The organism is Lysobacter rhizosphaerae (assembly GCF_054779795.1).
In genome coordinates this window covers 251,347-265,439 of record NZ_BAAGXO010000007.1, presented here as the reverse complement: position 1 = coordinate 265,439, position 14,093 = coordinate 251,347, and the positions used below count along the sequence as shown (strand labels likewise).

The window sequence follows — 14,093 nt, the reverse complement described above, 5'->3', positions numbered from 1 at the left end:
AATCGATCCTGAAGACGAGCAATGCCCCGCACTCGCGCCTGCCGGCCGCGCCCCGGCGGGCGCGCCGGACCGCATTCACAGGCTCCCGGCGCGGCCGGTGGCCGGCGTTGGCGCGCGGCCCCGCCGCTCAGAAGTCGCGGCGTACGCCGAGGAGCCAGCCGGAGTCGTCGATGTTCGCGCCGAACTGGCGGTCGTAGTCCAGCGACCACTGCCAGTGCCGGTCGAATCCGCCGGTGAAGCCCAGGGTCATGGCACTGCTGCCGAGGGGCTGCCAGGCGGCAAGTTCGAAGGCGACGTCCGGGGTGCCGACGAACGCGGCCTGCGGGTCATCACCGTAGTCGGCGACGCGCCGCTGGTAGCGCGCGTCCAGGTCCAGGCGCAGCCATCGGTTGCCTTCGAAACGCCAGTCCTGGGCGAAGCGCAGCCCGAGCGAGCCTGACAGCAGGCCAGTGGCCGCCGGGGCCGCGGCCAATTCGAAGCCGGTGTCGCCCTGTTCGATGAAGCCGTCGTCGCGACGGTATGCGTAGTCCAGCCCCACGAACGGCGACAGCCGACCGCGCCCGACGTTCACCCTGCCACCGACTTCGCCGTGGATCTGCAGTTCCCCGACCCGGCGCCGCGATTGCGCGTCGTGCAGGCCTGCAATGCCCAGGTCGATCTGGCGCCGCGTCTGCAACGACGTGCTGGCCACTCCTGCCACGCCGGTCGCGTACCAGTGCGTGTCGCGGTAGTACGCATAGGCATTGGCCATTGGCGTCTGCCCGTCCACTTCGCCGCCGAGGCGGTCGAAATGCATCGAGGACTGGCTGCTCGCGACGCTCCCGCCCACCAGCCAGTTGGGGGACAGCCATGCCTCGTATCCGCTCGCGACGCCGTCAGTGGCATGGGCACCGCTGAGCCGTCCCGAGTCCGCGAAGGTTTCGGACCACATGCGTGGAGTGGCGGCTCCCGGAGCCAGTGCATCCAGACGCGTGCGCAGGCGCGCCGTGCTGGAAGCGAACTGATCGTCCAATGCTGCCGCCGCGAGCGCATGCGCACGACCGCTCAGGCTGTCCAGGCTGCGGCGGGCCTGTTCGACATCGCCGATGTGCTGGATCGATGCGGCCGACGCCACGAACCGGCGCTGCGTCTCGCTCAGTGCACTGGCCGGACCCGCGGCAAAGCCATCGGCGCGGCCGAACGAGCGATCCAGGCGCGAGGCGACGTCCAGGGTCTCTGCATCCTGGCCGGCACTGGCCATGGCGGCTTGCACGGAGATGCGCGTCGCATCGAAGAACACATCGTTCGGCGTGTAGCGGACGGTGCCGTCGACAAACAGGGCTTCGCTACCCCAACTGGCGAATTGCCCGGCAATGCCGCCGTTCGCGTGCAGGACCAGCACACTGGCCCCCGCGGTCGGCAACACATAGGACTGCGATGTGCCGCGCAGCAGCGTCAACTTGCCATCCAGCGCCGCGCTCCCGGTGATCTGCAGGTCCCAGCCGAGCACGGCTTCGAGTTCGGCGGTTGCGCCCTGCGTGTAATTGCCTTCGATGCGGCTGTGGCGGTCCTCGATGCATGCGTTGAGGCCCGTGCCGCACTTGTGCCGCAGGCTCAGCAAGTCGTCGTTGGTCACGTTGCCGCGCACCGTGCCCGTCAGCCAGAGCGAGGTCTTGCCCTGGTACGAGGCGTCGTGCAGCACGAATACATCGGAGATCAGCGTGTCCCAGACCACGAGACTTGCGCCGCTGATGCTGGTGCGGCTGAAGCGGTATTCACCGCCTCGCAGGTTCAGCCAACCGCCGCCGGTGACGTTCAACTCGAAGTCGCTCTGGCGACCGCCCGTCATCCCGAATTCGTTCCACGCCAGCACGCCGGGCGTGGTGACATTGCAGGGACCGGTCACGGGAGCCTGGCAGGGTCCGGTCTGGGCCGGTGCAGGAGGGGGCGGAGGTGGAGGCGGAGGCGGCTGCGCCGCGGGCGCGGGATCGGACCGGGTCATGCCACCCCCGCCGCAGGCCGACAACAGCAGCGACGGCGCGATGCACAGCGAAAGCAGTGCATGCCGTGAACGGATGTCCATGCTGGTCTCCTCGTGGCGACTCGCGCGGTCGCCACCGGTGGGGGAGTCATGCCGCACAACACGCGGAGTTGAAGCGTGCGGAGTTGAAGCGCCGGCCCGCAGGCTTCGCGACCCGGGCACGGACCGTGCGCTTCGAGTCGCGGATTGACGCAGTCAGAAAGAAAAAACGGGCTAGGCCAGGTGCATCGGCCGAAAAAACGGCCCCCCCGCGTGGGTAGCCGCACCCACCCGCAACGATGCAAAAAAACGGTTGACTTGGTTTGGGGGCAGGTTTAGGTTTGATTCCTGTCCGGCCACTACATCTTGTGGTTTGGTCGGCGGAAGGAGCCCAAGCTTAGGGGTAAGCTGGGTAGTAAAGGCAACGGTCGCAAGGCGCGGGGGAGCGGCTTGCGGCGGGAGCGGAACGGGTCGGCAAGGGCCCGGACGACCAACAAAACCAACGGCTACGCGACGCAATCGGCATCTCCAACGGAGTGGTCAGAAAGCGACGCGGGCCACGCTGTCGGTGGCGTCGGTGAATGTGACACGCAACACACAATCATAAGAACAGCATGGGCGGCCGGCCTGAACCTGCCACCCGATTCACAGGAGACAGGACAGGCATGAGCACCGTACGCCTCGAAGCGGTCAAGACGAAGATGGCCGAACAGGAAATCCCGATGCAGCCCGCGTCCCAGGACATCTGGGACAAGAAGTACCGGCTGAAGACCAAGTCGGGCGAGGCGGTGGATGCGGACATCGACGCGACCTACCAGCGCGTCGCCAAGGCCCTGGCCGAAGCCGAGCCGAATTCCGAGAAGCAGGCCTACTGGTACGACCGCTTCGTCTGGGCGCTGCGCCGCGGGGCGATCCCGGCCGGCCGCATCACGTCCAACGCCGGCGCGCTCGAGCACAAGCCGGCGACCTCGACGATCAACTGCACCGTGTCCGGCACCATCGAGGACTCGATGGACGGCATCCTCGACAAGGTCCACGAAGCGGGCCTGACGCTGAAGGCCGGCTGCGGCATCGGCTACGAATTCTCGACCCTGCGTCCGCGCGGCGCGTTCGTCGCCGGTGCCGGCGCGTACACCTCGGGTCCGATGTCCTTCATGGATATCTACGACAAGATGTGTTTCACCGTGTCCTCGGCCGGTGGCCGCCGCGGCGCGCAGATGGGCACCTTCGACGTGTCGCATCCGGACGTGAAGGACTTCATCCGCGCCAAGCGCGAAGACGGCCGCCTGCGCCAGTTCAACCTGTCGCTGCTGATCACCGACGGCTTCATGGACGCGGTCAAGAACGACGCCGACTGGCCGCTGGTGTTCCCGGTCAACGAAAAGGAACGCGGCGACATCGACCTCAAGAACGCCGAGCAGGTCGTGTGGCGCGAGTGGCCGACCCACCGCAACTACATCACCCGCGACGACGGCCTGGTCGCCTGCAAGATCTACGGCCACATCCGTGCCCGTCATCTGTGGGACATGATCATGGTCTCGACGTACGACTACGCCGAGCCGGGCTTCATCCTGATCGACCGCGTCAACGAGATGAACAACAACTGGTGGTGCGAGTCCATCCGCGCGACCAATCCCTGCGGCGAGCAGCCGCTGCCGCCGTACGGCGCCTGCCTGCTGGGCTCGGTCAACCTGACCAAGTTCGTGCGCCAGCCGTTCACCGCGGAAGCGTCGTTCGACTGGGAGGAATACAAGGAAGTCGTGCGCGTGTTCACCCGCATGCTCGACAACGTGGTCGAAGTGAACGGCCTGCCGCTGGAACAGCAGCGCGCCGAGATCATGCGCAAGCGCCGCCACGGCATGGGCTTCCTCGGCCTGGGTTCGACCGTGACCATGTTGCAGATGAAGTACGGCTCGAAGGATTCTTGCGAATTCACCGAGCGCATCGCCCGCGAGATGGCCGTGGCCGGCTGGGAAATGGGCCTGGCCCTCGCCAAGGAGAAGGGCGCCGCCCCGATCATGGAAGAGCGCTTCGACGTCACCGCCGAGATGCTGCGCAAGCGCCCGGAAATGGTGAAGGACGGCTGGAAGATCGGCCAGGAAATCGAAGGCAAGACCCTGCACGCGCGCTACAGCCGCTACATGCAGCGCGTCGCCTCGGTCGCGCCGGAACTGGTGGACGAGCTCGCCGAAGTCGGCGCGCGCTTCACCCACCACAGCTCGATCGCCCCGACCGGCACGATCTCGCTGTCGCTGGCCAACAACGCCTCCAACGGCATCGAGCCCAGCTTCGCGCACCACTACAGCCGCAACGTGATCCGCGAAGGCAAGAAGTCCAAGGAAAAGGTCGACGTCTACTCGTTCGAACTGCTCGCCTACCGCGAGCTGGTCAACGCCAAGGCGATGCCGTTCAGCGAGGAAGCCGAGGCTCGACTGCCCGACTACTTCATCTCCGCCGACGACATCACCCCGAAGGAGCACGTCGACGTCCAGGCCGCCGCGCAGAAGTGGGTGGACTCCTCGATCTCCAAGACCGCGAACGTCCCCACGGACTACCCGTACGAGGACTTCAAGGACATCTACCGCTACGCCCACGAGCAGGGCCTGAAGGGCTGCACCACCTTCCGCTTCAACCCCGCCGCGTTCCAGGGCGTGCTGGTGAAGGAAGCCGACCTGGAGAACACCACCTACCGCTTCGAACTCGAAGACGGCAGCGTGGTCGAGGTCAAGGGCAACGAGCAGATCGAATACGACGGCGAGATGCACACCGCCGCCAACCTGTTCGACGCGCTCAAGGAAGGCTATTACGGCAAGTTCTGACCGCTCTTCTCCCTTTCCCGCTTGCGGCGCCCGAAGGGTGTCCAAGGGTGAGAGGGCCGGGGTGAGGGCCCGCGCGTTTCATCTCCCTCTCCCGCTCGCGGGAGAGGGTTGGGGTGAGGGCCCGAGCGCCGAAGGCGCGAGGAAAACCCCAACCTGAAAATCGATTCAGCCCCACCGCCCCACTTCACCAAGCTTTCGATTCCACCCAGGTATAGCATCAAGCCGCAACACCGCATCCGATTGATTTGTCCCGATTAGAACCAACCAGGCACACACGCCCGCGAGGAGGGCACATGAGCAACGGGAATGGAGTGACCGCGACCTTGTCGCAGGCCGCTGAAACTGTGAAGGAAACCGCAACCAACGTCGGCACCGCGATCGCCACCACCGCCGAAGGCGCCGTGAAGGCCGTGAAGAAGCGCGCGAGCTCGGCGACGAAGGCCGTGAAGAAGAGTGCAGGCAAGGCCACCAAGGCGGCGAGCAAGGCCGTCACCAAGGCCAAGAAGAAGCTCGCCTCCGCATCGGCCGCGGCAAAGAAGGAAGCCACCGCACTGAAGGCCAAGGTCGCCGGCAAGAAGGCAGCGAAGAAGGCCACCAAGAAGGCCACCAAGAAAGCCGCGAAGAAGGCGACCCGCAAGACCGCCGTGAAGAAGGCCGTGAAGAAGGCCGCCGCGAAGCGCGCAGTGAAGAAGGCCGTCCGCAAGACCGCAGTGAAGAAGGCCGCCGCGAAGAGGGCCGTGAAGAAGGCAGTCCGCAAGGCTGCGGTAAAGAAGGCAGTCCGCAAGGCTGCCGTAAAGAAGGCCGTTAAGAAGGCCGCACGCAAGTAGCAACACTTGAAAGACTGAAGGGCCAATCGTCCCCGGGCACTTGCCTGGGGCGATGCAACAAACAAGCACCACCCAAAACAGCAAGCCCCGATTGGTCACCGCGCCCCGCGCGGGCGCGGTGACCGCACTGAACCGGCTTCAAATTCAAACAACACGCTCCACGCACCACCAGGAACCCAGGCGATGACCGTCAAGATCTCGAAGAAAATCAAGGGCTACAGCGTCGTCTCCGCCGACGACAAGGCGAAGGAAGCGATCCGCGCCGAGTCCGTCTCGCGCGCCGTCGCCGAGATCGAAGCCAAGCCGATGGCTGACGTCATCCAGATGCACGAGCGCGTCGAGCGCCCGGAAGTGCTGATCGGTTCCACCTACAAGATCAAGACGCCGCTGGTCGAACACGCCATGTACGTGACGATCAACGACATCGTGCTGAACCCCGGCACGGAGCACGAGCTGCGCCGCCCGTTCGAGGTGTTCATCAACTCCAAGAACATGGACCACTTCCAGTGGATCGTGGCCCTGACCCGCATCATGTCCGCCGTGTTCCGCAAGGGCGGCGACGTCACCTTCCTGGTCGACGAGATGAAGGCCGTGTTCGACCCCAAGGGCGGCTACTTCAAGGCCGGCGGCGTGTACATGCCCTCCCTGGTCGCCGAGATCGGCGCCGTGGTCGAGGAACACCTCAAGTCGATCGGCCTGATGCACGACCCCGAGATGAGCGACGCCACCCGCGCCCTCATCGCCGAGAAGCGCAAGGCCTTCGAAGACCGCTCAAAAAAAAACCCTGACGTAACCACCCCTTCCCCCGCCCCAGCGGGGGAAGGCTGGGATGGGGGCAGCGACCGCCCCGAAGAAGTCATCGAAGTCACCGGCGAAGGCGCGTCCTTCCCGCCGTCCGCGACCATGTGCCACAAGTGCAGCACCAAGGCCGTGGTGATCATGGACGGGTGCGCTACTTGCTTGAATTGTGGGTATAGCAAGTGTGGGTGAGCGCTTAGAGCGAAAGAGCAAGGCAGGTCGCTGTGAGCGCTGTGGAAAGCCGAAACTTTTGGTGAGAAGGTGAAAGCCCGAGCCCACTCGGACGCTATTTGTTCCCGCGTGGTGGGCTGAAAAAATCATGAAAGGGCGCCCGACACCCAGTAGGGCGCCAAGTCCCCTCTCGGGGTTCGGTTCCCAACGCAATGCCCCCACCGACGCCCATTTCGTCTCCATGCCTAAGGCAACGGGTATGGTCGAAAGCCGGCGTCGTTGACAATCTGGCTACGATCGGAAGAACAGTTAAAGGGGTTCAGGATGGTCGAGAAGATTCGCTTGTCACTGTGGGATGTCTTTACCTTCTTCATGGTGGGGTTTCTGGCCATCCTTGCAGCCACGGCGCTGCTTTCACTACGCATCACTGGCTTCCACGACTCGCTATTTAGTGCATTGAAAGCTGCGCCGGCCGCTCTGTCGCTGAGTGCCTTGGCCGTCGCCTGCACGCTCCTGGGGATGCTCATCGAGCCGTTTGCAAACTTCGTTAATCGGTACTTTCTTTCCAAGATTTTCGCGTGGAACAGGGTGAGTTCCGATCTAAAGAGCGACGACGCGGTGATTCGCGATTTTGTTGCACAAAACTGCCTGGGAGCACTTTCCGGCAAAATCCAGAATCCTTACCACCTTTGTAAGGATTACGTGGAGTACAAGCAGTCCGGACCTACGGTGATGATCTTCTTGTCCAGGTTCGGCTTCTACCGAAGCTGCGCGTTCATTGCACTAACAATCGGTGTGGCGGCGAGCGTCACTGCTACGACATGTCTGGAGGCCGCGATTGCCCTGATCTCCGGTCTAATGGTTGCGGGAGTGCTTAAACGTCGCGGTGACGAGTTCTACAGCTACATGGCCCCCGCCGTCTTCCGCGCGTTCGCCCTCGACAAGCTGCATTGGCTTGCTGCGAGCGGTGGCGGTGATTCTTCTACGGCCGCAGGAGCGCGGGAATGATTACCCGCGAAGAGATTGATCACTGCGCGCAGGCGATGGATGTGCATGTCGCCAATGTGCAGCGCGATTATGTCTTTGGTTGGATGCTCAAGGCGATCTCCGAAGATCCGTACCTTGGTTCAATTTTGGTGCTCAAAGGTGGAACTTGTCTGCGAAAGGTGTACGTCCGCGATGCAAGGTTCTCGGCAGACTTGGACTTCTCGACAAATTTCGCACTCGACGCAACAAAGTTTGAAGAATCTCTAAAACGCTGTTGCCACGACATTCAAGGAGTAACTGGAGTCAAGTTCGATGAGGGTCGCAGCACCGTCGACAAGCCAAGCCCGACGCGGATTCCCGATGCTAGGACCATTTACAGGGCGCGCGTGCACTTCCAGGACTTCTACGAGGTGGAAGAAGTCCTGACGATTGCCATCCACATGGATGTAGCGGAGTTCGATTTGATCTCGCCTTCCAACGAGGCGACTCCCGCTGATCCATCCGTATTCCGATTCATCAGCCTGCCAGGCTGAGATCCATTGCATCGCACTAGAGGAAGTCGTCGCTGGCAAGATGAAGTGTCTACTTCAACGGCGTCATGTGATGGACCTTTTCGACATGGCGCTGACCTATTTGGTGCGGAACGAAGTTGGGCTGGATCGGCAGCAGGCGCTGAACGCGTTCCTCAAAAAAACCATCTTCTCATCGAGCCCAAGTTCGGCGCGAGGCATCCTCCTTGGTCTTCCATTCGAACGTTTCCGGGACGCGTGGCGCACGCATGTCGTATGTCCGGTAGCAAGTCGTTTCAATTTCGATGACGCGGCCGCACACTTCCGTGGATTCCTTGAAGAACTATTCAAGCCTGTTGGAACAAGTGCGTCGCACAATAATGCTTTTTTTCCAGCGGAGTTGCGCTTTCCGATTCTAGAAGCCGGGGGCAATCGGAAGCTGCTTGAGCTGACGTACAGTGGAGTGACCCGAAAGGTCGAGCCATACGCGCTAGCATTCAAGCGAAACGATAAGGGGGTTGCCCAGGAGTACTTCTACTGCTGGGACCGCACTGGAGGCCGCACGTCGGCGCCCGGAATTCGAACGCTGCTCAACACCGGAATTACTTCACTTCGCGTTACCGATGAAGACTTTGAGCCCCAGTTTCCCATCGAGCTTTCGAAGGCGGGGGAGCATCGGCCGCGCGATCAGCGTGATTTTCGGAATAGGGCGCCCAGCCGCGGTATTCAGCGGGCGTCCTCCATCACGAAGCCGAAGAAGGCACCAAAGTCACCATTTGGGAGCCCATTCAAGCAGACGTATACGATTCAGTGTCCGTACTGTTTGCGGAAGTTCAAGCGCGAAACCAACGACTTAGCGTTGCGTAAGCACAAATCCCCGCATGGATCCGAGTGTCATGCGCGCAAAGGCATGCTGATCTGGTGATGACATCCTATTGGCCTGCGGCCTTACCCGGACTACGAGCTGTCAAGGCATAGCAGAGCGCCTCGTCGGTCATCAGAAGTTTGGCTACGTGCCTATAGGCCGTGGCACTTCCGTGGCGAAGGTCCAAACTCCCAGCGGTGTCATCTGCGGCGCGACGTGCCCGCTGAAGGAGTCGTGATGCGCAAAAGGCCAGCCGCCCCAATGGCGTATCAGCTACCCGAAGAGGAATACCACGCCTTGCAGCGAGCCCGCGACCACCTGCGTCTGCTCGCCCGCCTGAGCGAACCGCGCAACTTCGCCGACGACCAGGACCTGCGGCTGTCGCCACTGGCGCTGACCGATTGCTTCCAGCGGCTGGCCGATGACCTGGACGATATCGTCCGCGTCGCCTGGTGGCCGGGAGGTTGAACGCGCGGCTCATCGCGCTCGCTATCATCCAGCGTGGCCGGGGTAGGCGAAGCGTCCCTGTTGTACGGTGCCAAAAAGAGGGCGGGGTAATTTCATGATTCAGGAAGAAGTGCGCGAGGAGATCCTCCGTCGCTTGAAGAATGCGGAAGCCGAGCACGGCGTCCGCATTCTGTTTGCCATCGAGTCGGGTAGCCGCGCGTGGGGCTTTGCTTCGCCCAATAGCGATTACGACGTCCGGTTTGTCTACATGCGCGAACCGGCGTGGTACCAGGCCGTGGACCTGGAGGAACGCCGGGATGTCATCGAATATCCGATTGTCGATGACATCGACTTGAATGGCTGGGATGTGCGCAAGGCGCTGCGGCTGTTCTGGAAATCCAATCCGGCGTTTGTCGAATGGATCCAGTCGCCGATCACTTACCTGGAGCCGAGTACGTTTCGGGCCGACGCGCTGGGCGTTCTATCGGATATCTACGCGCCCGAGAAAGGCATCTACCACTATCGAAGCATGGCGAAGACCAACTATCGCGGCTATCTGCGCGAGCCGGTCGTGCGCCTGAAGAAATACTTCTACGTCCTGCGGCCGCTGCTGGCGGCACGTTGGGTGGCCAATACCGGCGGTGCCGCCCCTATCGAGTTCGAGAAGCTGCTCACGCTGCTGCAGGGTGAGCCGACCGTGCTGGAAGCGGTGCGCAAGCTGCTGGAACAGAAGCGCCACGCGCCCGAGCTTGGCTTGGCGCCGGCCGTGCCGGTGCTGAACGATTTCATCGAGGCCGAGTTGGACAAGGAGCCCGTCGAGGTTCCGCAGAAATCCAGCTCCCCGCGGGTTGTCGATCAGCTCAATGCGCTGTTTCATGGTGCGATCAAGGAATACGCAGCCGGACCCAGCGGGTCACTCGGTCCGTTACAGCCAGCGTAGCCCGGATAAGCGCAGCGCACCCGGGTGCCTTTCGTAACCCATGAGATTCTAAGAGTTTTTCTTACCCTTCCGAATGTAGCGCAAGTAGGCCTGAACAAGGACTGTGCCGAGAACGCCAGAAATCAGAGAGGTCCCGGCAATGTCCGCGAGGCTTTGCCCCCAATCGGCGAACTGTCGAAGAACGACCATTGTTATAAAGCAACCGCCGGCCAGGAACAGGAACATTGCCAAAAATTTCATCTATTACCTCCTTCAATTAGTTGGTCACTCCCGTTTGGGAGTGACCTTGGTTAAGCGCGTAGACCCTACCAAAATCATTAATCGAGCATGTCTTTGATCGTTTCGAAAAGCATGTATCCAGCGACAGTAGTGATTGCTCCTGCCAAAGCGCCGGGACCCGCACCAATGCCGCCAACCAGAGCACCAGTCGCCCCACCCACGGCGGCGCCTGAGATCGCGCTTGCCACGATGCCTCCTCTAGTAACTTCTGCGCCGGAAACCGCTTCAATTTCATTGAAAGTTAGCTCGCGCATCTAATATCTCCTTATGTTTAACGCAGTCCCCCTGCGTTGTAGGGCCGAGCGAGTCCCGGCGAATCTTGTAAATGTGAGGCTCTGGAACGCGTTGATCGTGCTGCAGTCATTGCTGCCAGACTCCTCAATGGGTTGACGCTAACCTGACTTTCGCAGCCGCTACTAGCCTGCAAATGACGAACTTGATGTTCGTTTTTTGCGAACAAAGGCCCTGCGCCGTAACATCGCTCGGGCTCGCAGCGGGCGCGATCGAAGGAGAGGTAGGCATGTGGAAGGCGTTTGCTGTAGTGGCGGCACTGCTTGCATCGGCCACAGTCGCGGCGGGTGACGAGCAAGAACGCTACGTGGCCTTTTCCGCGCACATATCGGTGGCCGCAGATGGTCGCGCGACTATCGGCGAATTGACGGGGCCGACGGGCGCGCTCGCGCAGGCGATCCAAGCAAGGCTCGCCGAAACCAGGTTCGCGCCGGCCAAGCAGGACGGCGCCCCCGTGGTGGCTGATGCCCTGGTCCACGGACGCGCGGTGCTGGTGCCTGTCAACGCGGACGAGTACGAAATTTCGCTGCGAGGACTTACGACCAGACCTGCTTTTCGTAGCGCGTCGGTACCGATCTATCCGCCCGATCGGGTGCGGGCCGGTGCATCGGGAACGGTCGAGCTCCTGGTGCACATCGATGCACGGGGTCACGTACGCGATACCACAGTCGTGTCGAGCAGCCATCCGTCCTTCACGCAGTCGGTCCTCAGCGCGAGCAAGCCTTGGCATTTCGGGCCGCAAGTCGGCGATATCTCGGTCGTTGTTCCCATCATCTTCCGGAACGCGTCATTCCCGCGTGGGAACAGCGCCGAACCCAAGTTCGAATGCGCTCTGGATGAGTCGCGCCCGAACGCAGTGGGCGACACCGGCTGCACTGATTTCATTGAAGTCGTAGGGACGCAGATAAGGCGCTAAGGACCGTAGGCCGGGTTGGCTCCATTAATTAAGAGAGGCTAATTGCCCCCATCCCTTTTCTGGTCGGACTCTTCGCCGCGCTGCTCGTACAGCGAGGGTGTCACGCCGGCACTGGCCAGGTAGCCGCGTAGGCTGCGTACGGCATTGCGGTCGAGGACGTTGCCTCGATGCGGGCGATGCAGGACCGCCTCGACCTGCTTGATGCGAAAGCGGATGCGATTGCCACTCAAGGTTTCGACTTCCGCACCCAGGTGGTGCAGCAACGATTCCACTTCACGCCAATGGATATTGCCGCTGACCGGGTCGTGGAAGATGGTGCGAATCAATGCGCCGTGATGATGGCTCATAGCCCCTCCGATCGCGTTCGCGGTGTGCCGGGAACCGACGCAACCCGCCGGCTCCTTTTCTTACTCCATCCCGGGTGAAAACAGGGGGCAGAGTCGACTTGGGAAAGTGCACTCTGCCCCCTTTGCCATGCGCTCGCGCATTCGCGATATCGTTCGCGCATCTCCGTTGCTCCGCTGCCCATGCCCACTGCGATCGACGAGCTGGACTTCACCCGGCAACCCATCAGCCTCGACGCGCTGACCGCAGGGGGGCGCCCCAAGGTCCTGCGCGGTGTGTGCCGGCACTGGCCCATCGTGCAGAAGGCACGGGAATCCGAAACCGCCTTCGCCCAGGCGCTGGTCGCCCATGACAACGGCAGCCCGGTCGATGTGCTGCACATGCCGCCCGAGGTGCGCGGCGTGGTGGGCTACAACGCCACGATGGACGCATTCAACTACCGGCACTTCAAGGTGTCGGTGACCGACGTGCTGCAGCGCCTGGCCGCCTATAGCCGTCACGACAACGTGCCCGGCCTGGCGATGCAGAGCGCACTGATCCAGGGCTGCCTCCCCGGCTTCGCCGAAGCGCATCCGATGCCGCTGCTCGACCCGTCCGTGCAGCCGCGCCTGTGGATCGGCAACACCGTCACCACGCCCGCGCATTTCGACAGTTCGCACAACATCGCCGTCGTCGTCTGCGGCCGCCGCCGCTTCACGCTGTTTCCGCCGGAGCAGGTGGCGAATCTCTATGTGGGTCCCATCGACTTCGCACCCACCGTTGCCGCGATGAGCCTGCCCCGCCTCGACGAGGCAGGCGATCCGCGCTATCCGCGACTGGAGGAGGCGCTGCGCCACGCGCTCGTCGCGGAGCTGGAACCCGGCGACGCGATCTACATGCCACCGGTGTGGTGGCACCACGTCCAGTCCCTGGAACGGCTCAACGCGCTGGTCAATTACTGGTGGCGGCCAGGCGCCTACGCGGGCCACGTGCCCGAACCCGCGCTGGAAGCGCTGATGCACGCGATCCTGGCCTACAAGGCATTGCCGAAGTCCGAACGCGATGCCTGGAAAGCGATGCTGGAGCACTATGTGTTCAACGACGCCGATCCCGCCGAACACATACCCATGGAACGGCGCGGCGTGCTCGGCCCGTTGGATGCCAACCGCGCGGCAAAGCTGCGGCAGCTGGCGGGCAAGGACAAGAAAGGACCGTAGGCTGGGTTGGCTCCATCAACCCGTTGGGGCTTCGCTGCCTGTTATCGAAGGCGGCTCCGCTACTCACGCGACCTTTACGACTTTCCTTCCATAAGGGCGCAGGCATTCCGCCCGCTGCGGTGCAGGCCCGCCATGAAGATGCAGATCCGCACCGCTGTCCTCGCTGTCCTTGTCGCGACGAGTTGGACCGCGCCGGCCGCGCAACCAGCCCGCGGCGTCACCGCGGCGGAAGTGGCCAGGATCCTCCAGGACGCCGGCTACAGCGCGAAGATCGGCAAGGCCGGCGATGGCGGCCCCCGCATCGACTCGATCATGGCCGACGTGGACGTCGTCATCGACTTCTACGATTGCGAGGCCGACCGCTGCGGCTCGCTCCGCTTCACCACGGCCCTCGACCTGGAACACGGCACGACCTGGCAGGCCATCAACGAGTTCAACTCGGAGTACCGCTACGCCAGCGCCTATCTCGACGATGCGATGGATCCGTTCATCGAATACGACTTCGAGGTCGTGAACACCGACCATGCGGCGTACATCCGCAGCCAGATCGAGCTGTGGGTGGAAGTGCTGGGCGATTTCGTCGAGGCCGTCGACCGCGACAGCGCCAACCCGACGAAGTAGGCGCGCACCAACCCGGCAACCGGCGCAAGGCGGGCTTGAGCCGGGAGCCGCCCCCCCCGACGAGGGCGTTGACACCCCCTGTG

The 14,093-nt window shown here is 62.8% G+C and carries 15 protein-coding genes; 11 read left to right on the top strand and 4 right to left on the bottom strand.

Going from position 1 to position 14,093, the window contains the following annotated elements:
• Positions 1-127: 127 nt before the first annotated feature.
• Positions 128-2,062: an autotransporter outer membrane beta-barrel domain-containing protein gene (locus ACYVGE_RS10370; RefSeq protein ID WP_460729609.1), complete on the bottom strand. Its 1,935-nt coding sequence runs from the start codon at positions 2,060-2,062 to the stop codon at positions 128-130.
• 602 nt (positions 2,063-2,664) lie between these two features.
• Between ACYVGE_RS10370 and ACYVGE_RS10365 the strand changes: the two genes are divergently transcribed.
• The 8 genes from ACYVGE_RS10365 (at position 2,665) to ACYVGE_RS10330 (ending at position 10,362) form a co-directional block, all read left to right on the top strand.
• Positions 2,665-4,818, top strand: coding sequence for an adenosylcobalamin-dependent ribonucleoside-diphosphate reductase (locus ACYVGE_RS10365; protein ID WP_460729607.1), 2,154 nt, complete (start codon positions 2,665-2,667; stop codon positions 4,816-4,818).
• A 293-nt stretch (positions 4,819-5,111) separates the two neighbouring features.
• The gene (locus ACYVGE_RS10360) at positions 5,112-5,645 is read left to right on the top strand and encodes a hypothetical protein (protein WP_460729605.1); all 534 of its coding nucleotides are present in this window, start codon (positions 5,112-5,114) and stop codon (positions 5,643-5,645) included.
• A gap of 183 nt (positions 5,646-5,828) precedes the next feature.
• Positions 5,829-6,635, top strand: a complete 807-nt coding sequence (locus tag ACYVGE_RS10355; RefSeq protein WP_460729603.1) for a TSCPD domain-containing protein — start codon at positions 5,829-5,831, stop codon at positions 6,633-6,635.
• 303 nt (positions 6,636-6,938) lie between these two features.
• Complete coding sequence (locus ACYVGE_RS10350; protein ID WP_460729601.1) at positions 6,939-7,622, top strand: hypothetical protein; 684 nt, start codon at positions 6,939-6,941, stop codon at positions 7,620-7,622.
• Positions 7,619-8,134: a nucleotidyl transferase AbiEii/AbiGii toxin family protein gene (locus tag ACYVGE_RS10345; protein ID WP_460729599.1), complete on the top strand. Its 516-nt coding sequence runs from the start codon at positions 7,619-7,621 to the stop codon at positions 8,132-8,134. Before ACYVGE_RS10350 ends, ACYVGE_RS10345 begins: the two co-directional genes overlap by 4 nt.
• A gap of 70 nt (positions 8,135-8,204) precedes the next feature.
• Entirely contained in the window at positions 8,205-9,035 is an 831-nt protein-coding gene (locus tag ACYVGE_RS10340) for a WYL domain-containing protein (protein WP_460729597.1), read from the top strand.
• 177 nt (positions 9,036-9,212) lie between these two features.
• On the top strand, positions 9,213-9,443 hold the full coding sequence (locus ACYVGE_RS10335; RefSeq protein WP_460729595.1) for an XAC0095 family protein: 231 nt from the start codon (positions 9,213-9,215) through the stop codon (positions 9,441-9,443).
• Positions 9,444-9,537: 94 nt separating this feature from the next.
• Positions 9,538-10,362 carry a nucleotidyltransferase domain-containing protein gene (locus ACYVGE_RS10330; RefSeq protein WP_460729592.1) on the top strand — a complete coding sequence of 275 codons (825 nt, stop codon included), beginning with the start codon at positions 9,538-9,540 and terminating at the stop codon, positions 10,360-10,362.
• A gap of 48 nt (positions 10,363-10,410) precedes the next feature.
• Here the strand turns inward: ACYVGE_RS10330 and ACYVGE_RS10325 are convergent, their stop codons facing one another.
• A complete protein-coding gene (locus tag ACYVGE_RS10325; protein ID WP_460729590.1) occupies positions 10,411-10,602 on the bottom strand; it encodes a hypothetical protein in 192 nt (63 codons plus the stop codon).
• Positions 10,603-10,679: 77 nt separating this feature from the next.
• Positions 10,680-10,895 carry a hypothetical protein gene (locus ACYVGE_RS10320; RefSeq protein ID WP_460729588.1) on the bottom strand — a complete coding sequence of 72 codons (216 nt, stop codon included), beginning with the start codon at positions 10,893-10,895 and terminating at the stop codon, positions 10,680-10,682.
• Between the two features lie 173 nt (positions 10,896-11,068).
• On the opposite strand from ACYVGE_RS10320, the gene ACYVGE_RS10315 reads away from it, so the two are divergent.
• On the top strand, positions 11,069-11,848 hold the full coding sequence (locus ACYVGE_RS10315) for an energy transducer TonB (RefSeq protein ID WP_460729586.1): 780 nt from the start codon (positions 11,069-11,071) through the stop codon (positions 11,846-11,848).
• A gap of 38 nt (positions 11,849-11,886) precedes the next feature.
• Here ACYVGE_RS10315 and ACYVGE_RS10310 read toward each other — a convergent pair whose 3' ends face one another.
• Entirely contained in the window at positions 11,887-12,195 is a 309-nt protein-coding gene (locus ACYVGE_RS10310) for a type II toxin-antitoxin system HicA family toxin (RefSeq protein ID WP_310054255.1), read from the bottom strand.
• Between the two features lie 180 nt (positions 12,196-12,375).
• Between ACYVGE_RS10310 and ACYVGE_RS10305 the strand changes: the two genes are divergently transcribed.
• Entirely contained in the window at positions 12,376-13,389 is a 1,014-nt protein-coding gene (locus ACYVGE_RS10305) for a cupin-like domain-containing protein (protein ID WP_460729583.1), read from the top strand.
• A gap of 132 nt (positions 13,390-13,521) precedes the next feature.
• Entirely contained in the window at positions 13,522-14,010 is a 489-nt protein-coding gene (locus ACYVGE_RS10300) for a YbjN domain-containing protein (protein ID WP_460729581.1), read from the top strand.
• Positions 14,011-14,093 lie beyond the last annotated feature (83 nt).

Bases quoted from the DNA above. Each gene is read 5' to 3' on its own strand.
- ACYVGE_RS10370 (WP_460729609.1), bottom strand. From the start codon at position 2,062: ATGGACATCCGTTCACGGCATGCACTGCTTTCGCTGTGCATCGCGCCG.
- ACYVGE_RS10365 (WP_460729607.1), top strand. From the start codon at position 2,665: ATGAGCACCGTACGCCTCGAAGCGGTCAAGACGAAGATGGCCGAACAG.
- ACYVGE_RS10360 (WP_460729605.1), top strand. From the start codon at position 5,112: ATGAGCAACGGGAATGGAGTGACCGCGACCTTGTCGCAGGCCGCTGAA.
- ACYVGE_RS10355 (WP_460729603.1), top strand. From the start codon at position 5,829: ATGACCGTCAAGATCTCGAAGAAAATCAAGGGCTACAGCGTCGTCTCC.
- ACYVGE_RS10350 (WP_460729601.1), top strand. From the start codon at position 6,939: ATGGTCGAGAAGATTCGCTTGTCACTGTGGGATGTCTTTACCTTCTTC.
- ACYVGE_RS10345 (WP_460729599.1), top strand. From the start codon at position 7,619: ATGATTACCCGCGAAGAGATTGATCACTGCGCGCAGGCGATGGATGTG.
- ACYVGE_RS10340 (WP_460729597.1), top strand. From the start codon at position 8,205: ATGGACCTTTTCGACATGGCGCTGACCTATTTGGTGCGGAACGAAGTT.
- ACYVGE_RS10335 (WP_460729595.1), top strand. From the start codon at position 9,213: ATGCGCAAAAGGCCAGCCGCCCCAATGGCGTATCAGCTACCCGAAGAG.
- ACYVGE_RS10330 (WP_460729592.1), top strand. From the start codon at position 9,538: ATGATTCAGGAAGAAGTGCGCGAGGAGATCCTCCGTCGCTTGAAGAAT.
- ACYVGE_RS10325 (WP_460729590.1), bottom strand. From the start codon at position 10,602: ATGAAATTTTTGGCAATGTTCCTGTTCCTGGCCGGCGGTTGCTTTATA.
- ACYVGE_RS10320 (WP_460729588.1), bottom strand. From the start codon at position 10,895: ATGCGCGAGCTAACTTTCAATGAAATTGAAGCGGTTTCCGGCGCAGAA.
- ACYVGE_RS10315 (WP_460729586.1), top strand. From the start codon at position 11,069: ATGACGAACTTGATGTTCGTTTTTTGCGAACAAAGGCCCTGCGCCGTA.
- ACYVGE_RS10310 (WP_310054255.1), bottom strand. From the start codon at position 12,195: ATGAGCCATCATCACGGCGCATTGATTCGCACCATCTTCCACGACCCG.
- ACYVGE_RS10305 (WP_460729583.1), top strand. From the start codon at position 12,376: ATGCCCACTGCGATCGACGAGCTGGACTTCACCCGGCAACCCATCAGC.
- ACYVGE_RS10300 (WP_460729581.1), top strand. From the start codon at position 13,522: ATGAAGATGCAGATCCGCACCGCTGTCCTCGCTGTCCTTGTCGCGACG.